Annotated in this window: 24 protein-coding genes; 16 read left to right on the top strand and 8 right to left on the bottom strand. The window is 45.7% G+C overall.

Features of this window, described 5'->3' with window-relative positions; all coding sequences use genetic code 11:
• The first annotated feature begins 108 nt into the window (after positions 1–108).
• From CWB98_RS15150 to CWB98_RS15110, 9 genes are all read left to right on the top strand, one after another.
• Positions 109–996 (top strand): ABC transporter six-transmembrane domain-containing protein, encoded by an 888-nt coding sequence (locus CWB98_RS15150; protein ID WP_138545619.1) that lies wholly within the window; start codon positions 109–111, stop codon positions 994–996.
• Complete coding sequence (locus CWB98_RS15145) at positions 986–2,131, top strand: efflux RND transporter periplasmic adaptor subunit (protein ID WP_138545618.1); 1,146 nt, start codon at positions 986–988, stop codon at positions 2,129–2,131. Before CWB98_RS15150 ends, CWB98_RS15145 begins: the two co-directional genes overlap by 11 nt.
• Complete coding sequence (locus CWB98_RS15140) at positions 2,128–5,220, top strand: efflux RND transporter permease subunit (RefSeq protein ID WP_138545617.1); 3,093 nt, start codon at positions 2,128–2,130, stop codon at positions 5,218–5,220. Before CWB98_RS15145 ends, CWB98_RS15140 begins: the two co-directional genes overlap by 4 nt.
• Positions 5,221–5,274: 54 nt before the next feature.
• Positions 5,275–6,174 carry a helix-turn-helix transcriptional regulator gene (locus CWB98_RS15135; protein WP_138545616.1) on the top strand — a complete coding sequence of 300 codons (900 nt, stop codon included), beginning with the start codon at positions 5,275–5,277 and terminating at the stop codon, positions 6,172–6,174.
• Positions 6,175–6,195: 21 nt separating this feature from the next.
• Positions 6,196–6,525: a gamma-glutamylcyclotransferase family protein gene (locus CWB98_RS15130; protein ID WP_138545615.1), complete on the top strand. Its 330-nt coding sequence runs from the start codon at positions 6,196–6,198 to the stop codon at positions 6,523–6,525.
• A 4-nt stretch (positions 6,526–6,529) separates the two neighbouring features.
• Positions 6,530–6,889: a hypothetical protein gene (locus CWB98_RS15125; RefSeq protein WP_138545614.1), complete on the top strand. Its 360-nt coding sequence runs from the start codon at positions 6,530–6,532 to the stop codon at positions 6,887–6,889.
• A gap of 141 nt (positions 6,890–7,030) precedes the next feature.
• A complete protein-coding gene (locus CWB98_RS24615) occupies positions 7,031–8,776 on the top strand; it encodes a PAS domain S-box protein (RefSeq protein WP_138545613.1) in 1,746 nt (581 codons plus the stop codon).
• A gap of 277 nt (positions 8,777–9,053) precedes the next feature.
• Positions 9,054–9,776: a substrate-binding periplasmic protein gene (locus CWB98_RS15115; RefSeq protein ID WP_138545612.1), complete on the top strand. Its 723-nt coding sequence runs from the start codon at positions 9,054–9,056 to the stop codon at positions 9,774–9,776.
• A gap of 158 nt (positions 9,777–9,934) precedes the next feature.
• Positions 9,935–11,962, top strand: a complete 2,028-nt coding sequence (locus tag CWB98_RS15110) for an amidohydrolase family protein (RefSeq protein ID WP_249364687.1) — start codon at positions 9,935–9,937, stop codon at positions 11,960–11,962.
• 222 nt (positions 11,963–12,184) lie between these two features.
• Here the strand turns inward: CWB98_RS15110 and CWB98_RS15105 are convergent, their stop codons facing one another.
• On the bottom strand, positions 12,185–12,394 hold the full coding sequence (locus CWB98_RS15105; protein ID WP_138545611.1) for a hypothetical protein: 210 nt from the start codon (positions 12,392–12,394) through the stop codon (positions 12,185–12,187).
• Between CWB98_RS15105 and CWB98_RS23970 the strand changes: the two genes are divergently transcribed.
• Both CWB98_RS23970 and CWB98_RS15100 read left to right on the top strand, forming a co-directional pair.
• Positions 12,388–12,555 carry a hypothetical protein gene (locus CWB98_RS23970; RefSeq protein WP_171045664.1) on the top strand — a complete coding sequence of 56 codons (168 nt, stop codon included), beginning with the start codon at positions 12,388–12,390 and terminating at the stop codon, positions 12,553–12,555. The genes CWB98_RS15105 and CWB98_RS23970 overlap by 7 nt on opposite strands.
• 125 nt (positions 12,556–12,680) lie before the next feature.
• A complete protein-coding gene (locus CWB98_RS15100) occupies positions 12,681–13,121 on the top strand; it encodes a hypothetical protein (RefSeq protein WP_138545610.1) in 441 nt (146 codons plus the stop codon).
• 114 nt (positions 13,122–13,235) lie between these two features.
• Here CWB98_RS15100 and CWB98_RS15095 read toward each other — a convergent pair whose 3' ends face one another.
• Positions 13,236–13,631 carry a hypothetical protein gene (locus CWB98_RS15095; RefSeq protein WP_138545609.1) on the bottom strand — a complete coding sequence of 132 codons (396 nt, stop codon included), beginning with the start codon at positions 13,629–13,631 and terminating at the stop codon, positions 13,236–13,238.
• Between the two features lie 158 nt (positions 13,632–13,789).
• Complete coding sequence (locus tag CWB98_RS15090) at positions 13,790–14,599, bottom strand: fascin domain-containing protein (protein ID WP_138545608.1); 810 nt, start codon at positions 14,597–14,599, stop codon at positions 13,790–13,792.
• 353 nt (positions 14,600–14,952) lie between these two features.
• Between CWB98_RS15090 and CWB98_RS15085 the strand changes: the two genes are divergently transcribed.
• The 3 genes from CWB98_RS15085 to CWB98_RS15075 all read left to right on the top strand — a co-directional run bounded on the left by CWB98_RS15085 (position 14,953) and on the right by CWB98_RS15075 (position 18,205).
• Complete coding sequence (locus CWB98_RS15085) at positions 14,953–15,822, top strand: hypothetical protein (RefSeq protein ID WP_138545607.1); 870 nt, start codon at positions 14,953–14,955, stop codon at positions 15,820–15,822.
• 414 nt (positions 15,823–16,236) lie between these two features.
• Entirely contained in the window at positions 16,237–17,685 is a 1,449-nt protein-coding gene (locus CWB98_RS15080; RefSeq protein ID WP_138545606.1) for a M1 family aminopeptidase, read from the top strand.
• 130 nt (positions 17,686–17,815) lie between these two features.
• Entirely contained in the window at positions 17,816–18,205 is a 390-nt protein-coding gene (locus CWB98_RS15075; protein ID WP_171045663.1) for a response regulator, read from the top strand.
• Positions 18,206–18,494: 289 nt separating this feature from the next.
• Here the strand turns inward: CWB98_RS15075 and fur are convergent, their stop codons facing one another.
• The 5 genes from fur to CWB98_RS15050 all read right to left on the bottom strand — a co-directional run bounded on the left by fur (position 18,495) and on the right by CWB98_RS15050 (position 20,944).
• Positions 18,495–18,941 carry a ferric iron uptake transcriptional regulator gene (fur, locus tag CWB98_RS15070; RefSeq protein WP_054015203.1) on the bottom strand — a complete coding sequence of 149 codons (447 nt, stop codon included), beginning with the start codon at positions 18,939–18,941 and terminating at the stop codon, positions 18,495–18,497.
• 101 nt (positions 18,942–19,042) lie between these two features.
• Positions 19,043–19,570 carry a flavodoxin FldA gene (fldA, locus tag CWB98_RS15065; protein WP_138545604.1) on the bottom strand — a complete coding sequence of 176 codons (528 nt, stop codon included), beginning with the start codon at positions 19,568–19,570 and terminating at the stop codon, positions 19,043–19,045.
• A gap of 14 nt (positions 19,571–19,584) precedes the next feature.
• Positions 19,585–19,863, bottom strand: coding sequence for a LexA regulated protein (gene ybfE, locus CWB98_RS15060; protein ID WP_010384731.1), 279 nt, complete (start codon positions 19,861–19,863; stop codon positions 19,585–19,587).
• Positions 19,863–20,084, bottom strand: a complete 222-nt coding sequence (locus CWB98_RS15055) for a DUF2788 domain-containing protein (protein ID WP_046004500.1) — start codon at positions 20,082–20,084, stop codon at positions 19,863–19,865. The genes ybfE and CWB98_RS15055 overlap by 1 nt, the downstream gene beginning before the upstream one ends.
• Positions 20,085–20,170: 86 nt before the next feature.
• Positions 20,171–20,944, bottom strand: a complete 774-nt coding sequence (locus CWB98_RS15050; RefSeq protein WP_138545603.1) for an alpha/beta fold hydrolase — start codon at positions 20,942–20,944, stop codon at positions 20,171–20,173.
• A gap of 125 nt (positions 20,945–21,069) precedes the next feature.
• Here CWB98_RS15050 and seqA point away from each other — a divergent pair, with 125 nt between their 5' ends.
• Together seqA and pgm are read left to right on the top strand one after the other, a co-directional pair.
• Positions 21,070–21,612 (top strand): replication initiation negative regulator SeqA, encoded by a 543-nt coding sequence (gene seqA / locus CWB98_RS15045; RefSeq protein WP_138545602.1) that lies wholly within the window; start codon positions 21,070–21,072, stop codon positions 21,610–21,612.
• Positions 21,613–21,621: 9 nt separating this feature from the next.
• Positions 21,622–23,259 carry a phosphoglucomutase (alpha-D-glucose-1,6-bisphosphate-dependent) gene (pgm, locus tag CWB98_RS15040; protein ID WP_138545601.1) on the top strand — a complete coding sequence of 546 codons (1,638 nt, stop codon included), beginning with the start codon at positions 21,622–21,624 and terminating at the stop codon, positions 23,257–23,259.
• The last annotated feature ends 204 nt before the right edge of the window (positions 23,260–23,463 follow it).

Genomic DNA, 23,463 nt, shown 5'->3' with positions numbered 1-23,463 from the left:
TGCGCGCCTCACAGAGCGTTAAAAAGTGCAAAGCGCAATCTGGGACACTTTTTTAGTGTCCTGATCTGTAACACTGGCTTCCTGTTTGTAGTACTAGCGGAGCCTGTTGTGAAACTCCTGAACCCAATTTCCTTTACTGCGATTATTCGCACTAGCCCAGTTAAGATCTTTGCCACCTGGACTATGGTGATCTTAGAAAATATCTTGCTGATTTTGTTGCCTTTGTTTATCGGCCACGCCATTGATGGCGTGTTAGACCAGTCACTGACACCATTAACCTGGTTTGCACTGGTGCTGGTGGCGCTGGTAGTGATCAGTGTCCTGCGACGCTTTTATGATACCCGTGTATTTGGTGACATCCGTGTCTGGTTAGCTGAAATGTTGGCCTATAAGCTACGCGCTGCTCCGGTGTCAGTAAAAGACGCGCGTCTGACTATGTCACGTGAGCTGGTTGATTTTCTCGAAAATGACTTGCCTGGTGTGTTTACCGCTGTGATTCAACTGGTCGCCACTGTGGTGATACTGGCGTCATTCCACTTGTATTTGGCCTATAGTGTTGTATTGGCTGCGGTATTGATGTGTCTGATTTATGCGCTGTTTCATGACCGTTTCAGTCTGCTTAATAGCAAGCTTAATGACCAACTTGAGCAACAGGTTTGGGTGCTGAGCCACAGACCGCTTGGTGCAATCAGTGCACACTTTGAACGCCTTAAACGATGTGAGATCCGACTATCCGATACTGAAGCCTGGGTTTATGGCCTGATCTTCCTTGTACTCTTTGCTGCTGTGCTAGGTAATTTGTGGATGGTGCAGCTGATCCCCGATATCAGTGTTGGTCAGGTGTTCTCTATTGTGACCTATTCCCTCGAATTTGTAGATACCGCAATTATGTTGCCCATCACGTTACAGACGCTGTCTCGCCTGAGTGAAATCAGTAAACGACTAAACCAACCCGTTGATATCGTGCCTAACCAGGAGGTGATCCATGATGTTTAAAGCCCGTTTGCCGGCCATTGCTGCCGGCGCCACATTACTCTTGTCATTAGTGACCGTGGTGCTTATGACACCCGTTGAACCCATGCCGGGGGTTGAACAAGTCGTGGTGCCATCTGTTTCTGTGTTGACCATAGAGCGTACTGAAATGACGCCTGCATTATCAGTCCAGGCACATACTCAGGCACGCTGGCCAATGCAATTAAAGGCTACCAGCAGCGCCAGGTTAGAGTATATGGGCATGGATATGGAGCCGGGTAAGCATGTGAAAAAAGGTCAGGTACTGGCACGGCTCAATACCCGTTTACTTGAATCTCAGCTTTTTGAGGCTCAGAGCACATTAAAACAGGCTGAGCTCAATTTACAGCAACAGCTGCATGAGCAGGAGGTCGCACAGAGCATGCGGCCTGCTCAAAACAGCACGGCATTTGCCAGAATGGAACCGCACCTTGCGGCGGCGCGAGCGGAACTGGCACGGGCACAACAAAATGTAAAAAGTGCACAACAATTGCTGGATGACGCCATTATTGTTGCGCCCTATGATGCCATGATCACACAGCGTTTTGTGAGCCCGGGAGAATGGATGGAAGTCAGTCAGACTCTGTTCGAACTGGTGGCCAGCGACAGCATGGATATTCATGTGCCCTTGTCACAGCATGATTGGGACAGAATAAGTACAACTGAGCTCGATAAAAATGTGATTACAGTACACAGCCGCTCAGGTGCGAGCTGGCCGGCATCTGTGCGTTATGTGTCGCCACTGGTCAATGAAACAACGCGCCAGAGAACGTTAGTGCTGACGGTGTCCGATCCCTATCATTACGAAACTCAGTTGCTCCCGAACCAACAGGTGAAAGTGCAGTTTGAGCTCAAAAATGAAGGAGCCTTATATGAACTGCCACTCAGCGCTGTTGATCCGGACGAATTTATCTGGGTGGTAACAGCGCAGCAACAGCTGCGTCAGCTGAATGTCCGGGTTATCGAAGTGAGAGCGAACAGCGTGATTGTGTCACTGATTGACGAGCAACCCGCTTCGTTGCAGGTTGTGCGCTTCCCACTGCGTTCCATGATGGCTAAAAAGCAAGTAAACCCGGTTACAGAGGCGTTGCAGATTGCAGACAAGCAGGAGGCGCTATGAGCTGGCTAAGCAAATGGTTTATTGATAACCCGGTGGCTGCCAACTTACTGATGGCGATGATTATCGTAGGTGGTTTACTGGCGTTTGGTCAGCTCAGAGTTGAGTCTTTTCCTCAGATAGCGCCATCCAGTCTGAGTATTCACGTGGCGTATCCGGGCGGTACAGCAAGGCAGATTGACGAAAGCATTACGCAACGTGTTGAGGAGTCGGTCAGCTCGGTGGCGGGGATAAAACAAATTACCAGTCAGTCGCAGGCTGGATTGTCTACCGTAACCATTCGTAAAAAGCCCGATGCGGATCTTGGCAAGTTACTGGAGGAAGTGCGCAATCAGGTTAATGCTATCAGCCACTTTCCGGCTCAGGCTGAAAAGCCCATTGTGACCCGGGATGAATTTACTAATCTGGCGGCGTTTGTCATTGTGTCTGCGCCGCGCAGCGATGAGGCTCTGCAACAAGTTGCCAGGCGCATAGAGTTGGCGCTAAAAAAGGACCCTGACATTTCCAAAGTCAGCAACTGGGGGGCGCGTGAACCAAGGTTATATATTGAACCCGACCCCGAAGCACTGCTGCGCTATGGCATGACTCTGGAGCAGCTTGCGGGCAATATGGTGCAGATGTCCCTCGAAACACGCAGTGGGCAACTGCAACATGAAGGCGGACGCATTACTTTGCGCGGGGATGGCTATCTGAGTGCTCTGGGTGAGTTGAAAAAGCTGCCTGTGATAAACGGCCCGGCGGGAGAAGTGACTTTAGGTGAGATTGCAACTGTGCGCCGGGGTTATGAACGCAGCGACGCCATCGTTCGCAACAATGGCATACCCGGCATTGCACTGATGGTCAGCACCAGTCAGAGCGACAATCTACTCGATGTCAGTACGGCAATTCGTGACACCATTGCTGAGCTAAAACCTGCGCTTGCAGAAGACATTGAGATCACCACCATGGCAGATATGGCACCTTATATTGAAGAGCAGTTACAAAGACTGGGCAGCAGTGCCTGGCAGGGGTTACTGATAGTTATTTTGTTGTTGGGGATCTTTCTAAATCTGAGACTGGCATTTTGGGTCGCTGCGGGGATCCCGGTTGCCATCTGTGGCACTCTATACGGTATGCAGTTGTTGGACTATAGCCTTAATGACATCACCTTGTTTGGCTTTATTTTGGTATTGGGCATTTTGGTCGATGATGCGGTCGTTGTAGGTGAAGCCATTGATGAACACCAAAACGGCAATGCCAACTACAAGCAAGCCACCTATACAGGTGTTGAGTCTGTGACCGTCGCAACCGTGTTTGGTGTACTGACTAGTATTGCGGCGTTTTCGCCTATGCTCTGGATTAACAATGATCTGGCAAAATTGTTTGCAGGGTTTTCGGCTGTCGTTATTCTGGCATTGTGTTTTTCACTGGTCGAAAGCAAGTTCATCCTGCCATCACATCTGGCTGCAATGTCTCGTAAAGGCACACGAAGCGGGATTGTCGCCACGGTTCAAAACAAAGCGCGCTGGGCACTAACCCAATTTATTCAGCGCATCTACAAACCCATGCTGTGTGTGAGTCTGAAGCATAAAAGATCCACTTTGGTGATGTTTTTATCCGCTTTTGTATTGGCCTATGGTCTTTGGCTGGGTGGCGCGATACGAAGTACTTTGTTTCCGGATATTCCGGGCCGATATGTGACTGCGAAGGTAACTTTGGAAGAGGGGGCGCCGCTTGGGTTGCAGGCACGGGCATTAAGCCAGCTTGAGCTCAGTGCGCAGAAGGCCAACAACACTCTGCAGGCAGACTATGCCCTAAATGCAGCTCCGATGAAAAATATTCTGGCGTGGTCCAATGGGTTTGGTGAGCTTGAAGTGACCGCTGAGCTGACCTCGGAAGCACTCAATGTACTACCGGCCAACACACTTAGCGACGCCTGGCGTGAGTATGCAGCAAACATAGAGGGCAGTTACGCGCAGCACTTTAGTGCCGCAGAGCCTCCGGCGGGGGGTACTTTTCTGGCCATTTCATCCCATGATGTTGTGCAGGCAAAGCAGGTCAGCGACCTGTTACGTGAAAAGCTGGCAGGTTTGCCCGGCGTGAAAGACGTACGAGATGACCACCAGGCAGCACAGCGGCAAATCCGGATCAGGCTAAACGCATTTGGTCGCCAGTTGGGGCTCACCCAGGCACAGGTGGCAGAGTTGGTTGCCAATGCGCTTGGTGAGCGAGAAGTGCATAGGTTGTTATATCAATCTCAGGAACTGAAAGTGGTTTTGCGCTTTGCACAGCAGGCGGTACGAACAGAGCATGAATTAAAGGATATGCGGGTAATACTCAATGACGGGCAGAGTGTTGCATTGGGTGATGTGGCCCGGTTAAGTTATGAGTACGAACCACAGGCGTTACAGCGCCGGGACCGCTCACGGGTGATCAATCTCTACTGGTCTCAGGATCGTGCTTCAGGCTCACCGGAACAAACGCTGGCATTACTGGCCAAGGAGATTGAGACACTAAAAACCCAATTTCCTGAGGTGGGTATCAAGCCTGCGGGTGAGTATGAAGAAATCGACGAAGTGAGCAAAGGTTTTAAATCGGCATTAATACTGACATTAATGCTGATCTATGTGTTGCTGGCGATCCCACTTAAGTCCTACTGGCAGCCGCTTATCATCATGGCGGTGATCCCCTTTGGGTTTGCCGGTGCCATTTTTGGCCATGCCATAATGGATCTGCCGGTCAGCTTATTGTCCTTGTTTGGTATGATGGCGATGACTGGGATTGTGGTGAATGACGCTTTAGTACTGATGACTCGATTTAACAGCGAATATCGCAAGGGCATTGAGCCCACTGAGGCGCTGATAATGGCAGGTACCGCTCGTTTCAGAGCGATTTTCCTGACCACAGTGACCACTGTGTGCGGTTTATTGCCGTTGTTGTTCGGGACATCTGAACAGGTGCAGTACTTAAAACCTGCCGCGGTATCTCTGGTATTTGGTGAGTTATTCGCAACTCTGATCACTTTGTTCTTAATACCCGTGTTGCTTGGTTTCAGCTATCGTAAAACCCGCCGAGCAGTTCCATCAGCCAAGGAGGTAGTGACGGTCAGTTGACTTGGGTCACTGCCTGGGCGATAGTTGTCGCTCAGGATTTATCAGTGAGCCCGTATGTCTGAGAACAAAGATCCCGCGTTTAATCTGGTGCCAGAAATTGCTTTACTGGCACCTTTGCCCGCTCACATGCGTAAACGATTTGAACAGGCATTGCTGTTGATGCATGAGCAACTTGAAGAGGGGTTGACCTGGCAGCAGATCGCCAAAAAAAGTGCCATTTCTGCATTTCATTTTCATCGTCAGTTTAGCAAGTTGTTCAATGAAACCCCGGGACGTTATTTAAGTCGGGTCCGGCTGCAATATGCGGTGTATTATCTGCTGTATCACAATACGTTGTCGATCACAGACATTGCTCAGCTATGCGGCTTTGCTTCTTCGCAGGCCTTGGCCAAAGCACTTAAACGCGACCTCGGGTTAACTGCTAAAGCGGTCCGTTTAATGGCCCAGCAAGCAACCCCTGCGCAAACAACGGTATTAATGAATAAACTGGCTCACCCAGGGGAGTCTGGCTCACTTGAGAAACAACTTGCTGAGGCCTTACCATGCACTCGAGCGTTTTTTGACACACGTTATATTAAGCGCATCTCAACGGATACGACCGATTGGGATCAGATTTTGGACCATTATGGTGAGCAATCGGTTGGACTATTGGGGGTCACACCAACCACCGAGCTTGAGAAAAGCTGGTCAGATATTCATACTCAGATAGGAAAAGCGGTGGGTCAGTCAGAGTCCTATGAACTGGAGATCGCAGCCGGTCACTACTTTTGCTGTCGGGCTTATCTTTTATCGGATGTGGCCTATAGTCAGGTACTGCACACATTATTTGAAAAAGCTGAACTTGCCGGTTACGAGGTCGATCCCGAGGGTCACTTTATAGAGTGGATCGAAGAGATCGATATGGAGCAATATGGGGGGATCACGATGCAATTTCAGATCCCCATTCTGTCCTAAATGTATGTACACGGAGGCAAAATGGCAAGTCTATTTGTATATGGCACATTAGCTCCGGGGCGTCCTAACGAGCACATTTTGGCCGATGTAGATGGCCAATGGCAACCTGGTAAAGTGAGTGGCCAATTGCGCAATGCAGGTTGGGGGGCAGAGCTTGGATATCCAGGGCTGATTCTGGACGAGGACGCACAACAGGTTGCTGGTCTGGTCTTTACGTCAGAACAATTGAGCACTCATTGGCAAAGACTGGATGAATTTGAGGGAGCGCACTACACCAGAGTACTGACGGATGTTGAGCTCGATAGCGGCGCGATAATACAAGCGTATGTATACACCCTCGCGCAAGGTTAGTCTAATGATTAAAAATCGGCTTTTTATAATTTTCTTAGCAGCTGTGGGCGTGACGTTCATTGTTCATGCATGTCGTTTGGCGGCCAGTTGGATATCATCTGATCAGGTATATATCGGCAGTCAAAGAGCCTATGTTGTCGAGGTCCTAGGTGAGCCAAGCCAGCAAAGAGCTAAGGCTTCCAACCTTGATATATGGAACATAAGAGCATTATTCGGCGGCGTACAGATACTGGTAAATTATGGCGGAGAGAATTGCAGTATTGAGTTATGTACCGATTGTCATGTGATCAGTTTAGACGTGCGTTACTTCACTGTTTGGGGTAATACGGCCTTTCTGTCTTACGCAAAACATGCGCGGATATAATTCTAAAGCTGCGCTGATAATTGACACTTTTCGAAAATTCAGTCTACTTTTAATTAACCGCAGTTCAATGCATACGTGATTGCAACCATCAGGTATTAAGACTGCGAGCGCGTGCTTTCACCTTTGCTCCGAGGTTAATTGATGATTCAGTCACTCTTCTCCGTTAAGTCCGATAACACCCAGGCTATCCTGGATCAGGCCATCGATGCCGTGATCAGTATAAACACCAAAAACAACGTTACTTATATGAATGCGGCAGCAGAAAAGCTGTTTGGCTACAGTAAAACCGAGGTAATTGGTAAAAATGTCAAAATGCTTGTTCCCCGGGAATTAGCGACTAACCATGATCAATACGTCAATGCCAACCGTAACGGTGGGCCAGATAAAATTGTCGGCACGTCGCGCGATATTCAGATTGAAACTCGCAGTGGCGAGAAGAAGTGGTGCAGTCTGTCGTTGTCTAAGGTTCGCCAGTCAGATGGTATTCATTACACCGCATTTATTAAAGATATTACCGTACAAAAAGAAGCACAAGAGCGTATCGACCAGACGCTTGAACAGTGTATTGACGCTGTTGTATCTATTGACCACAGCAACATAGTGACGTTCTTTAATCCGGCGGCCGAACGTTTGTGGGGCTATCAAAGAGATGAAGTGATAGGCCGCAATGTAAAAATGCTCGTGCCAAAAGCAATCCAGAGCAACCATGATGAAATGGTTAATCGCAACCGCCGGACTGGTGAAGACAAAATCGTCGGTACCTCCCGGGATGTGGAAATTGAACGCAGTGACGGACAGGTGCTGTGGGCAAATCTGTCTTTGTCCAAAGTTAATGTGGCTGGAAAAATAGCCTATACCGCATTTGTTAAAGATATCACCGAAGAAAAAGCCCAGCGAGATCAGATTGCGCTGCTTTCGCTGGTTGCGAACGAAACTGACAATTCTGTGATTATCACAGATGCAAACGGACTGATTGAGTATGTAAATCCCGGATTTACCAAGTTATCGGGGTATGAGCAGCACGAAGTACTGGGCAAAAAGCCGGGTCATGTTTTGCAGGGCAAGCATACTTCACCGGATACCAAAAAACGGATAAAAAAGAATCTGGATCAGCGCACCCCGTTTTATGAAGAGATCCTTAATTACACCAAAGAAGGCGACCCTTACTGGATAAGTTTGGCAATCAATCCGGTATTTGATGACAAGGGGAGTCTGATCCGCTTTGTATCGATTCAGGCGAATGTGGACAGTACTAAGCGTGTCGCATTGGAAAATGATATCCGCCTCAGAGCCATAGGTGAGGCAAATATCGTGCTGGAGTTTGATCCTCTGGGTGAGCTGACACTGATCAATCCTATGGGTCTCAGTGCGCTGGGCGCCAGTGATAAACGTGCCGTGCAGCAAATGCTAAAAACCTTGTCGACTTACCTCAGTGACGAGCAGTGGCAGTCGATACGGAACGGTCAATTCGTTAAAACCCAGCTTGCCCTGCCAACTGGTTTAAGTGAAGTGCAGATAGACGCAGCCATTTCTCCTGTGTTAGATGAAGATGGCAACTTAAATAAAATCTTGCTGTACGGCACAGATGTGTCCGAGCGCAATGCGGTACTGACTGAAACGCACCATGCTATGGCGCAGGTATTGTCAAAGATCAGCACCATCATTAATACCATCAACAGTATTTCGGACCAGACCAACCTGCTGGCACTTAATGCGGCCATCGAGTCGGCCAGAGCTGGTGACGCGGGCAGGGGCTTTGCGGTTGTGGCCGATGAGGTTAGAAGCCTGGCGATGCGTACCACAGAATCGGCGGGAGAAATCGGCGGTTTAATCGACGAAACGCGACAGCATGTGGATCAGCTGAGTAGTTACATTCAGGCAAAGTAAGCTAAGTGGCTAGGCTGTTAGTTTCTTCAAATAAAGTACATAACAAGTCATGCTTTTTGCGCAAAGGTATGAATGGCAATGAGTCCCTTTAGTTGATGGTCTGAATCAGCAAGCCCATGGTCAGGCGCTTGCTTTGACCGACCACCGAGCTGGCTGTGATTCTATGACTATTGCACACTATTTTTTAATTACTAATCATCCCAATGATTTCCTAAGACGTATATAGGTTATGTGCCTTGCATAATTCTGGTTTTAACGCTCTTTAAGTTGGTTACATATGCGGTATGTTAATTTAATTGTTTTGGTTTCACTTCTGCTATGGTCTCTAGTCGCTACAGGCCAGAATTCACCTTTAACAGGTTTAAGTCAGCTCAAAATTGTAACTGAAGACTTGCCGCCTTATCAGATGGCAGGCAAAAACGGGCAAGTAGAAGGCGTAGCCGCAGAGAAAGTAACGAAATTATTGTCAGATTTGAATATTAAAGCCGACATTGAAGTAATGCCGTGGGCCAGGGCATACAAAACAGCAGTAGATGAACCTGGGACTCTGATTTTCTCAATTGTAAGAACACCGGACAGAGAAGCCCTGTTTCACTGGGTAGGTGTACTGATGAGCACTAAAACTTATCTCATTGCACTGCAAGATCGAAGCGACATTAAAGTGGAGAAACTGTCTGATCTGCTTAACTACAAGGTCGGGGTAAAGCGTGACGACGTGGTGTTCCAGTATCTATTAGGAAAGAATATGCTCGACACCACAGTTGTGTTGCCCGAGACACTGGTCACAGTAAAAATGTTACTAAGAGGCAGAGCAGACATAATAGCTGCATCTCCAATACATCTGGACTATATGTGCAATAAAATTGGTTGTAGACGAAGCGATTTTAAATTTTTATTCGAACTGGATGAACTAAGCAACGACTTTTACCTTGCCGCCAACAGACAAACGCCACCTGAGGTGATCTCACTCCTAAAACAACAGCTCACAGAGCCAGACTAAGAAATATAACAAGCTCCAAACCGGACATGTGCTTAATAGCAGTCCAACTTCCGCTTCGTGTCGTAATTCAAGTATTTAAAACTATGGTGTTTTTGAAAAATTGACCGCTGAATATGATATAAATGTTTTTGATTATAATAATATGTAAGGAAAACATAGTGAAACACAAAATGATAAGGAATTTTGCAGCGCGCCGCTTAATTGCTGCAACAACCTTTCTATCTGCCGTTTATTTGCCCGCAGCATTTGCACAGACCATAGTGAATAACATCTATTCAGAAAAAGGGCTGGCTGGCACAATGAGCCAGACACAGTTAGATGCGAATACTTACACATCACAGGCCCGATTTGGCTGGAATAACCGTCGTATTGTGATTGATGAAACACTCAAACTTGACGATAAAGGCAGGGTATTGGGCTTTGAAGCTCAAGGGCAGTCTGCTTTTGGCGCGGACATCAGTGAATCTTATGTGTGGGAGAATGGCCATGCAAAGTGGCGAAATGATGATGAGCAGAGTAGTGCAAATACAACCCAACCCACATTCTATGTACCTAAAAATAGTACTTTGGCAATAGAGAATGCGCTGATCCGCTATCTGATCAAAAACGATCTGGAAAAGATCAAAGTATTACCCCATGGGAAAGTTACTTTTACTAAGCTGGACACGGTAAAGCTGGGTGATGAGCAAGTCTATTTGTACGCCAAATCCGGATTAACTATGACGCCAGATTTTGCCTGGTACGATGAAGATGGTAATTACTTTGCCCAGAACTGGGGTGGTATGTATGTTATCCGTGACGGCTTTAGTACAGCGCAGTTCGAGCAACTAAAGGCGCGTCAGTTACGAGCAGAGCAGACATATCTGGAGAATTTGGCAGAGCAGCTTACCGAGTACTACTCGGCGTTGCTACTAGATCAGGTAAATGTATTCGACGTAGAAAAAGGGATCACGCTCAAAGATCAACAGGTACTGATTGAACAAGGCAAAATTGTTGCGGTCGCACCGAAAATCAAACTTAGCAAAAAAGTTGCAACAGTCAATGGGCAGGGCAAAACCTTGATCCCTGGTCTGTGGGATATGCATGGCCACTTAAGTAAAAACACAGGGATCCTGAACATTGCCACAGGAGTAATCAGTGTACGGGATATGGGTAATAAGCATCAAAATCTGATGGAGATCCAGGCTTTATTTGATACTGGTAAAGTACTGGGTACTCGTGTATATCGCGCCGGTTTTTTGGACAAATACAGCGAGAACTCAGCGGGCTTAAGCGTTAAGACACTGGAAGAGGCGCTCGATATGGTGGATTTTTTCGCTGACAATGGCTATGTCCAGATCAAGCTCTATTCGTCGATCGATCCCAAATGGGTTAAGCCGATAGCACAACGTGCGCATAGCCGCGGGCTGCGCCTCAGTGGTCATATTCCGGCCTTTATGACAGCAGAGCAGGCCGTGCATGCCGGGTATAACGAGATCCAGCATATCAACATGCTGTTTCTGAACTTTCTGGCGGGAGAAAAAGTCGACACACGTACCACGCAACGTTTTTCTTTAATCGGTGAAAAAGCAGCAGAAATGCCGATGACTGGTGAGGAAATGGATTCCTTTATTAAACTGCTTGCAGATAACAACGTGGTTATTGATCCTACAGTATCTACTTTCAGAAGCCTGTTAATGAGTAAAAATAAACAGATTGATCAAGAGTTTGCCGAGATAGCATCGCATTTACCACCCGACTTTGTGCGCAATTTGAAAGGAGCTCAGATGCAGGTTGAGGAAGCGCACCAAAGTGCTTATCAGAATTCCGGGGATGCTATGCTGAAAATGGTCAAAATCCTTTATGACGCGGGCGTACCTATGGTTGCTGGTACAGACAGTGTCCCTGGGTTTACTTTACTTCGGGAGCTTGAGTTGTACACTATGGCTGGGATCCCTGCTACTGAGGTGCTGAAAATGGCCACCATCGACAGTGCAAAATTAATGGGTGTTGCGCATCAAACTGGTTCAATCAGTGAAGGCAAAGTTGCGGATCTGATCTTGGTCGATGGTGATCCGGTTCAGGATATCAAGGCCCTGAGAAAGCTCTCTCTGGTGATTAAGGGAACCCAAGTCTTTAAACCGGAAGCCATCTTTGAGCAAATTGGCATCACACCTTTTACCGAGGCAAGCCGCATAATACTTTAATACGTGCGGTGCAAGCTGGTGCGCCGCCAGCTTGCGCTAAAAAACAACAATATACAACATGGGCATTTACCACAGTGAAAAAACCTAAGACAACCATGCCCGTGGATGAATTAGCAAGAACGTATCCGATCTTCGATGCAGTCACAGGGTGGTATTTCAGATGTCGGGAGGTGGGACCGGGGCAATATCTAGCGCAGGGGCGAGATCAATGGGACCGAAGTGTTAGTGCATACAGTACAGATCACGACACGGCACTTGCTGACTGTACTCAGCTTGCTCGCGACCTTCAGCACCGCGAGCGCTTTTCTTAATTATGACATTTGCGTGAAATATTTGTGCATCGGCTTTTGTTGGTTGCTTTTTGAGCAAAATGGCAACACACTGTTTGTTACCAATATTGGTGCAATCATGTAAAGGTGAAAATAATGACATTGATACTCAACAAGAAAAAGGTAAAAAACCTGTCTGGGCAGGTCGTCCTCGAAAATGGTAAAACACGCCAGGTTGGCGGGGCGCTTTCCGCAATGGGATGTGGTCCAATTTCAAATCCAAACTATTCCTGTCCTGTTTCTGTCACTGGCTACACTTGCTAATCGATAGGTTTGTTAAAGGGCGTGCCTACGTTGTATGGTCAGGCCCTTCAATAGCCAATTATCAAGATATATATATAGCTCTATAAAAAAGTGGCTCACCAGAACACAATACGGGAGAAAGCAAAATGGACTATAAACATACCCAAATAGGTACCGCCATATTGGCCGTGATGGGCATATCTGCACTGGTTCTTGCCTATAGCGCAGTCGTTAAACCCGAAGACAACGCTAGTTTTGCTTTTGTAGTCGTTGCCATCATCGCCATTTTGTTTAGTTCGCTGACGATTAAAGTAGGTGAGGGGCAGATCCGTTGGTTTTTCGGCCCCGGGTTTTGGCGTAAATCACTCGATTACACACAAATAGATTCGGCAAAAGTCATAAAAACTAAATGGTATAATGGCCTGGGCATTCGCTTGCTGTCCACCGGCTGGTTATATAACGTCTCCGGTCTGGACGCCGTAGAACTCACACTGAAAGACGGCACCACCGTCAGCTTAGGCACCAATGAGCCAAAGCAGTTACTTACTGCAATTGAAAAAGCATTGTCGACCTGCGGAGCCAAATAGGTTCGGCAAATTATTCGGCTCTTGCTTTTCGCACGTCTTTAATTTTTCTTTTAAGCCAAAGTAGCGGGTGCTAAATTGAACGTGTGGCCTTGTCCATCTCCACTAAACTTGATCTCATTCCTTTGATGTATACTTTAGCCATATCCTCTCAACTGAAACACCACCCATTATTAATAGAAGTAAGACGCCGGTATATAAAAAGACCAGGTAGAGAGGAGGTAAAGAAAAGCTTCCTAATCGAAAACTTGAAAGTGATAAGGCCAAAAGCCCACTCATTAAAGAGCAAATAGTGACATGTGCATAGGATAATCTAAGCCAGAATTTGCCATAAATAGCAAAAATTGCAACACAGCCAGATAGCACACAAGTAATGATTGCTTCTGTTCGATGTATGAATGCCATACTTGTTTTGTCAGGTGCAAACGGGTAGGTTGGATTTTCCGGCGCGAGAAATACACCAGTCAACAGTCCCAAAAGAGAAAGCGCTTGAAGTAAAACCTGCTTTTTCAATATATTTTCTCGTAACAAAGAGCGCTTCACTATGGCATATCCACCTTGGTTGATTAGGCCAAACAACCTAGCATTTTAATCAATGCTGCTCCAGTGTACCGGATATCATGATATTAGTAGCATGGCTGGTTATACAGCCATGCAGATTTGTGGTTTGTCTAAAAATGGATTTTAAACATTTCCCAGGAACATGGGTATGTGGCATTACACCCAATCACGGTTGGGTAGACATTTGCGCCAGAACCACCGTTACCAGACGCTTGCACGTAATATCCGTTGACAGATTTGAGGGCGACTTTGTCTCCGTTTTGTATCAAAGCGCCAGGGTTGTTTGGGAGTTCGATGGTAAACGTTTCCCAAATGGACGCTGCGGTTCTGTTAGCGTTGAGTTCAGCGCCCCCGCCTTGCTCTGCAACAAAATAGTAGCCTGAAGTAGTCTGAATATGGACCTGATCGCCACTATTCAGGTCGCCACCGTTGATATCAATCAGATTAAACTGCTCCCAAGGCCCAATAGCCAGACGGCTTGCATTCACCGTGCTACCACCATTACCTTCTGCGACGAAGAAGTATTGTCCACCTGTTTCAAAGGATACGTTCGAATAGGTCGTCGGGCCGCAGGGTAGGGTAGTAAAGGTGAGATCTTCACCCTGAATGGTTGTGCGGGGTGGTTTGGGGTCCCCTCGAAAGCGAAAGTGATACTGTGTGCCGCAATTCAGGTTGGAAATTTGTGCACTCACAGGGCCATTAACACCGGGGGGAATTGCCAGTGCACCACTTCCGTAGCTGGTCGTTTGCCCATAGTCAAAAACCTCACCACTGAGACCGATTGTGGAAGAGGAATATCCGTTCAATTGAGCTGAAGTTTGCGTGATATTGCTGGCTGGTTGGGTTAGATACTGAGTTCCGGCATGTGCCAAAAAAGTGCTACTAAATAACGCACACAATATAAATTTTGAGATAGTCATTGCCTGGCTCCTTGTGTGGATGGCTGTCAGGGATAACAGCCTTGAGAGTCTAGACGCCGATACTACAAATACTATTACACTGCCTTACATGACCATTACTTGAGCATACGAGCCTGTTGTAATCGCCATTGTCGCTAAACATATGATGCGATAAGCGGTAGTTATATGGCAAAACATGCATAGAACCTGAATTCAGGTCGATGGTGCGTACTAGCTTTGTAAGCAAAAACATGTGAATGTGGTACTCGGTAATTGATTGTAAGCAACTGTAATTTAGACTTTTTATAGTTTAAAAAAATGCTAATGTGCACATGTTTTCGGATGACAACGCATTACTAAAAAGGAATATCAGTATGAAAAGCACATTAAATACACTACTAAAAGTATCGTCAATTATTGCGTGTAGCTCTATGGCCACAGCTTATGCTCAAGACAGCTCACCTATGTCCTGCTATTGGCAGGTTGAGAATCAAAATGAATTTGGTATTTTGGAGCACCAGCTTTGTAGCAACCCACGGGATGCCAGCTTACCAGACGTGTTTGTAGCAAGCCGGGGAATTCTGCGCAGCCAAAACCATTGCAGTATTAGTTGGTTTGACGGTTATCGCACTGAGCTTAAAGGAACGGTTGAAGTTGAGGGAGACAAATCTGCTTGTTACGGTCACTCAGTTTCATTTCGCCAAGAGTCCGAGACGCGCGTTGTTGATGGTATTCAGGAGGAGCTTCTGAAGTGCCGTTGGGATAAACAAGCCAACAACACCCACAAGTTAATGTGCGATGAGGTTGATGGCGGTACTATTGGATACCCAGTAGCGACCAAAATACAAGCAGAAAACTCTGCCCAATGTCTAATGAGTTTAAACTCGTTTACATTAGATCTTTTCCAGGGTGGTAAGGCAGTTATTGACAATGAACCCGCTGCGAACACCTGTGACCTTGGACCGGTTTACTTCAGGCCATTCCCAGCTAAGCGGCTCTTTGATGGGGTTGAAGCCTCTTTACTCAAGTGCACCTGGCAAGATATCAGCGACAGTGCACGTGTAAAAGTTTGTCCCAATGTCGGTGCCTCTAACAAGCAGGTGACAGTCGCACTTATGGTGAATGGGCAACAGCAGTCTATGCTTGATTCTGTAAACAGAGGGTTGAAAACAGGGCAAATTATTGAGGATAAAACGCTTAACCCTGTCTATCCGCCGCTATATTTTAAGCCTGACCTGAACTAAGCAATATTAAATGCGTGCCAAATAGCTAACAGCATATGAAATGCGCTATTAAATTATGAATATCATACAGGAAAAGCCGACAATTGTCGGCTTTTTCACGTCAAACAACGCGATAAGTTTAGACTCTTAGCTTCAATAATATGGCTAAGAGAGCAATGAATTCATAAACATACTGATTGGCAACTGGCATGCTAACGATAAGGCTAAGCGCAGGGAGCTGTCTTAAATCACTTGACTGCATTATGTTATTCGATTGTTACATGACAATGCCTGTACAAATACAAAGCATTATTTGCTTGAAATTTATTCTCTTGATTGATACCAATATGTAATACCGTCCATTTTGTCAGTTTATGTTTCGGCATTTTGGAAGATTATTAATGGTTAGACTTTAGGCGTAGCCAGGGATAAATTTTGTCAAAATTGATTGTATTCTTAATTGCGATGCTCACGAGCATAGTTCATGCGCAAGTGTCTTTTTCTCAGCGAAGCCTCCAACTGGCTGCTCATCACTATACGTTAAATTATGATATTAATATTGAAAAACGAAGCCTGGTTGCGTCAGGTGTTATTACTGTTATAAATACCTCAAAGAAAAATGCAGATCATATTCCTCTGCGCTTATATCGATTATTGAGCGTATCCTCCCTACTCGATAGTAAAGGCAATGACTTAGAATTTACGCAGCGAGTGTTGAGTAATGAAGATTGGCCTGTACTGCAGACTAATTACATTGAAATTAAGCTAGATACGCCTCTTAAACCAAATCAGCTTTTTCAGTTTCAAATCAATTTTGACGGCTTATTACGAGGCTATTCAGAAACTGGAATGAATTATGTTAAAGATAACATCTCTAGAGAGTTTTCTATTATCAGAATGGACGCTCTGGCATACCCTCTCGTGACCTATCCAAATGACCGAGTGAACAAAAAAGCAAAGTTTTGGCTGAACACTTATGAGTATGACGTCACTATTAATGTACCGGAGGGATTGGTGGTAGCGAATGGTGGCGAGTTACTATCTCACAGCACTCGCAATGGGGTTAGCACTTATCGCTATGTCAATAAGCTGCCAGCATGGCGAATGGATTTCGCTGTTGCAAATTACCAGCGTTATTCAAAGGGTAATTACTCAGTGTTCAGTTGGGAATCACAGCAAGCTTCTTTTCAGCTGCTTGAGAAAATTGCTGCAACTTTCGATTTATACACGAAGTGGTTTGGACCTTTACAGAAGGATTTAGGCTATACCTTTATTGAGGTACCGGAAGATTATGGTGCACAAGCAGATGTGACAGCTGTTATTCAAGATGCAAAGGGCTTTAAGGAGCTTGACAGGGTATATCACGAAATCAGTCACCAATGGAATGTAAAAACCCTTGATACATATTCACCAAGGTGGAATGAAGGGCTTGCAACGTTTTTAGAAGAACTTACATTGGATAAATTTGGTAAATCAGGCCATTTGAGGACCCAGACAGAAAAGAATTTGCTTCACCTGAAAAAGGTCATAAAAGAAAACCCACTTTATACGAAAACAGCATTTATTGATTATGGTAAGCACGGTTTAAATTCATACATCACAGGGATGGTGTTTTTTCATTTACTTTATGACCTGGTTGGAGCCAAAAAGTTTAATGAGGTGATGGGCGGCTTCTACAGAACTTACTATTCTACCGGTGCTACAACTGAACAATTTGTTCAGTACATTAAAAAATTCGCTAACGTAAGCTTAGAACATTTTTTTGAAGAATGGGCGTACTCTTCAAAGTACTCAAAGCGATTAGTTTATTTTAAATCATATACACAGCTGTATGAGTTCTATAAATCCAAAAACCAAATTAAGCCTACAGCGCACACTGATTAAGACACTGGTTTGATAAAGGCTTTGGTAAATACTGGTTCTAACTGTGTAGAACTGGGCTCTGAAATCACTGACCAAGCACCGCCGTTAGTATTAAAATAAATGAATGTCCTATTTTAAAAGGAGGCTTTATATGAAAACCTTAGTCGTGGATAGCAGTGCTTTTATACGCAAGAGTGTTGTACAAGTTCTGTCTCAAATAGGCTATCAAGATTCAGTTCAGGTGGACACCTGTAATACAGCATTAGAGGAGCTCAACAAGGGAGGGTTCGAACTTGTCATAGCTGACTGGCACATGTCCGATATGTCGGGGCTTGAGTTTGTGAAGACCATTTGGGCCGGGCCTCACAATAATGTGAGCTTTTTAATGATGACTGTCATCGCATCACGTGCTGAGATAGGTGAAGCGCTCCGAGCCGGGGTAAATAATTATATTGTTAAACCTTTCACCGCAGGTGGATTGAGAGAAAAAATAGAGAGCGTTATTGTACATAAAATACCAGGAAATACTTTTAATAGTTAAGTTGTGATTAATACCTCGTGTTGGCCACACCAATTTGCTGAACTAAGTGTTCTAGATTGGGGCGAAAATATTTCAACCTTTGTCAAAGGCATAGGTTTGAAAAAGGAAGCTTTTAACACCATTAGCGTCATAGTCGCTTATTAAAACTGGATAGGCATTAAATGGAATTGGTATTAGCCAAATCTGTTGATAGGGTAGGCCACAGCCTCCAATCGTGAGTGAGTTTTAGGGCGTTTAGGCACAAAAAAGCCGACAAAAGTCGGCTTATTCAATCAAAACAACAACTTTATTAGTTACCGTTTTCTTCAGCGTATTTTTTACACGCTTCCACGTCGCTGCACTCACCGTACAGGTAAAGAGAGTGGTTGGTCAGCTTAATGCCGTTGTCTTTGGCAATTTCTTCCTGACGCGTTTCAATCACATCATCTTCAAACTCAACGACTTTACCACACTTTAAGCAAACCAGGTGGTCATGGTGTGTACTGCCTGACAATTCAAATACAGACTTACCACCTTCGAAGTGGTGACGGGTCACAATGCCGGCGTCGTCAAACTGGTTTAATACGCGATAAACGGTCGCAAGACCGATTTCTTCGCCTTTATCCAGCAGGATTTTGTATACGTCTTCGGCACTGATGTGCTGGTTATCAGGACACTGCAAGATCTCTAAGATCTTAATGCGTGGCAGGGTAACCTTTAAACCCGCTTTTTTTAGCTCTAAGTTGTGATCAGTCATTAATCTGTCTCAATTTGTCTAATTTCAGTTACTACTTAAGTCTAGCACGACACAGACTTAAAAATAGTGTGCTTTGGATTACTAACCCGTTTAGGGTCTAGTTAGTCTTCCAGCTCGCTTAGGCACATTTCTTCGTATACCTGAGCAGACCACTTTTTAACACGCTCTTCGGTCAATTCAGGCTGACGGTCTTCATCAATCCCCAGACCAACAAAGTGGCCGTCATCAACCAGGGCTTTGGACGCTTCGAAGTCGTAGCCTTCAGTCGACCAGTTACCGATCACGATTGCACCACGTTCGGTGACAATGTCATTGACCATACCCATTGCATCGAGGAAGTACTCGGCATAGTCTTCCTGGTCACCACAACCGAAGATCGCGACCAGCTTTCCTTCAAAATTGATTTCTTCCAGCTCAGGGAAAAAATCATCCCAGTCGCACTGCGCTTCACCGTAGTACCAAGTAGGGATACCAAAAAGGATCAAGTCGAACTCTTCGATATCTGCTTTGCTGCTCTTGGCAATGTCTTTTACGTCGACTAATTTTTTGCCCAATTCTTTTTGGATCATTTTTGCAACGTGTTCGGTGTTACCCGTGTCACTGCCGAAAAAAATACCTACGCTTGCCATTAACTACTTACCTTTTATCTATTAATCGCTAATTTTTCTTGCAAAATGGTTTCTATCAGCGCGCTACGACTGATGTTTTGCTCTTCGGCCATATCGCTCAATGCCTGATATAGCTCAGAGGAAATTTTAAACTCGACGCGCTTTAACCCTCTTGCTCTGTCTCTTTTAATCTGATTGCGCTTGTTGATCTTTAGCTGCATCTCTCTGGGGAGAGGATTTGTCTTAGGCCGACCAGGGCGCTTTTCATTTTCAAACAAGTCGATAGTGGTTCTATCTAATTCAGACTTGGCCATTAACCAACACCCGCACCTTGCCAAAATACTTGTATCAGGCCCTTGGCGATAAAGCCTGAGCACCCTAAAAATAGCACTAACCAGACAATGTATCGACCAAACTTGGGCACGTCTCCTTTCTTTAGGACGTCCTGAATGGCCATACCTATAAAGAAGAAAATCCCGGCGAGAGCAAAGTAAAGACCAATGGTTTCAAACTCATTCATAAATTCGTTGATCATCTTTGCACTACTCAAAATATAAACGGCGGCTACTATATCATACCTGTTACCGATAAATTAAGTTTGCTGAGAAAAAACTGGGGTAATTATTGAATAAAATCAATAATTGAACGATTGACGGCTTGCGGTTTCTCTGCGTGCAGCCAATGTCCGGCACCCTGGATGATTTTTGCTCTGGCATTGCTAAATGCTTGCATGATGGCGTCTTTGTGCTCGGCCATAATATAATCTGAGTTGTTTCCTTTTAGAAAAAGAGTATCACACAAACAAGAATGAGTTGTATTTATGTTTGAGATAATTTTATCATAGTTGGCTTCTATGACGGCCAGGTTAAACCGCCAGTTCAGGATGTTTTGTTCGTCTTTTGCGAGGCTCTTAAGTAAAAAGCCTCGCACACCTTGCTCTGCTATATAGGTTTGCATGATGGCGTCCGCTTCACTGCGGCTTGCAACTGCTGTAGAAGCAACGGCGTTTAACGCCTGGATAATGGTGTCATGGCGTGGGGGGTAATTCACAGGGGCTATGTCCAGCACAATCAGCTTATGGATTATACTTTCATCCAGCATAGCTACCTGCATGGCCACTTTGCCGCCCATTGAATGACCAACCAGATGTGCTTTATCTACATTAAGGTGTTTGAGCAGGGTTAACACGTCCTGAGCCATGCTGGGGTAATCCATTACATCGCTTTTGAACGACAGACCATGATTGCGCAAATCTAGATTGATCACAGTGTAAGACTCGCCCAATGCGCGGGCTATAATATTTAGGTTCTCCAGCGAGCCAAACAGGCCGTGAAGTAACACAACTGGCTCGGCACTGCCCATTGGCTGTCCCGATAATTTGTAGTTAAGCAACATAATACCTCCGGATCCGGCGCATAGTTTGCCAGTGTTGAAAGCAAAATCATAGCCGTAGAGGAATAAGTTAAATTTAGATATAATCCCGAGAAGATGCAGTAGATGTATAAAATGACAGGACAAGCATGAAAAAAATAGAGATAGATGACGAGCTATATCAGTACATTGCCAGTAACACGCAAAGTATTGGTGAAAGCGCTTCCCAGATCCTGCGTCGTTTATTAAACCTGAACTCAGTGGTGCAGAACGCACAAGAAACCGTACAGCCCGCAGAAGCGGTCGTTCAACCGCAGGGTGAAGCAGAGCCTGCAGCGGTTTCAAATGATGCTTCAGGTAACGTATTTGATATCCTTAATAAAGAAGAGCTGGCTATGCAAAAAGGTGTAGTAGGGCGCTTTTTATTTATTTTGGCGGCGTTTCATCGCAGCCACAAAGCTGATTTCCATAAAGTTCTGGAGATCAAAGGGCGAGATCGCATTTATTTTTCGACCAGCAAAGCAGCGTTGCTCGAAAGCGGTAGTAGTACGAACCCGAAAAACATTGCAGATAGTCAGTATTGGGTCATGACAAACTCAAACACGACACGCAAAAAAATGATGTTGCACGAAGTTGCGCTCATACTTGGTTATTCGGCGCAACAGGCAGAAACTATCCGAGACTACCTATAAGGAAATGTGATGGCAAATCACCCCAATGCAGGCAAATCAGCACCGTTAAGTCAGCTGGCGAATATTCCCAAACTGGTATCGGCTTACTATCTAAATGAGCCTGATCTGGAACAAAACCCCGAGCAGTGTGTTGCTTTTGGCACGTCAGGCCACCGAGGCTGCTCATATAATGTGAAGTTTAATGAGTCTCATATCCTGGCAATCACTCAGGCTATCTGTGACTACAGGAAAGCCAACAACATTTTTGGGCCTTTGTTTTTAGGTAAAGATACCCATGCCTTGTCCGAGGCTGCGTTCAATTCTGCCATCGAAGTGCTGGTTGCCAACGAAGTTCATGTGGTAACGCAAGAAAACGATGATTACACACCAACCCCGGTGATCAGTCACGCGATTGTGTGTCATAACAAGACTCATCCGCATGAGCTGGCTGATGGTATTGTGGTGACGCCATCACATAACCCGCCAGAAGATGGTGGTTTTAAATATAATCCACCCAATGGTGGGCCGGCTGATACTGATGTGACTAAGTGGATTGAAGATCGTGCCAATCAACTGTTAATCGAAGACCTGGTTGAAGTTGAGCTGTTCCCATTTGCAAAAGCCAGCCGCTCTGGATTTGTAAAATACGTCGATTTGATCACGCCTTATGTAGAAGACCTGGCGAATATTGTCGATCTCGAAGCCATTGCCAAAGCAGGCGTACGCATTGGTGTTGATCCGCTGGGCGGCTCTGGCATCAATTTCTGGCCGGTGATTGCCAAGCAATATGGGTTAGATCTCACGGTTGTGAATGAGCAGATTGACCCACGCTTTGCCTTTATGCCTTTGGACAAAGACGGCAAAATTCGTATGGATTGTTCTTCGCCATTTGCGATGGCCAATCTGGTGGCGATTAAAGACGATTATGATATCGGCATTGGTAACGATCCGGATTACGACCGTCACGGTATCGTCACTCAAGACGGTCTGATGAATCCAAACCACTTCCTGGCTGTGTCGATAGATTACCTGCTTAAGCATCGCGACTGGGGCAGTGAGATCAAGATTGGCAAAACCCTGGTATCCAGTGCCATGATCGATAAAGTGGTTAAAGGCAATCAGCGCGAAGTATACGAAGTACCGGTTGGTTTCAAGTGGTTTGTTGATGGCCTGAGCGAACAATGGCTGGCATTTGGCGGTGAAGAAAGCGCGGGCGCATCTTTCCTGCGCCGTAACGGTGAGGTCTGGAACACAGACAAAGACGGCTTTATTCTGGGCTTACTGGCTGCGGAGATCCTGGCTGTGACTGGTAAAACACCATCACAATACTATCTTGAGCTGGAAGCGCAATATGGCGCGCCAGTTTACAAGCGTATTGATGCACCGGCATCACCTGAACAAAAAGCCAAACTAAAAGCCTTAAGCCCACAAGATGTGACGGCAAGCACGCTTGCCGGTGATGCCATCACCGATATTCTGACCGAGGCACCAGGTAATAAAGCGGCCATCGGTGGATTAAAAGTAGTGACCGAGTCGGGTTGGTTTGCGGCTCGTCCATCAGGCACCGAAGACATTTATAAAATCTATCTTGAGTCGTTTAAAGGCGAAGCGCATCTTGCTGAGCTGGAACAGGCGGCCAAGACGTTGGTAGATAGCGCGATCCGCTAACTACAAGTGATAAAAGGCCATACATTGTGATGGCCTTTTTTATATCTACTATTTAGTTGCTGAAATCTGATACCAATTTGCTAAATTAAGTGTTCTATTTTGAGGCGAGAAAATATGGTCGATAACAAGGCAAAAATTTTGTTATTTAGTTGTTCTAAATGAAAAATTTTCAACGCCGTTAGCGTCATATTTGCTCCGTCAAAT

The organism is Pseudoalteromonas rubra, assembly GCF_005887115.1.
In the GTDB taxonomy this organism is placed as follows: Bacteria; Pseudomonadota; Gammaproteobacteria; order Enterobacterales; family Alteromonadaceae; genus Pseudoalteromonas; species Pseudoalteromonas rubra_F.
The sequence above is the reverse complement of the archived record's forward strand: the minus strand, read 5'-3'. Positions and strand labels throughout refer to the sequence as shown.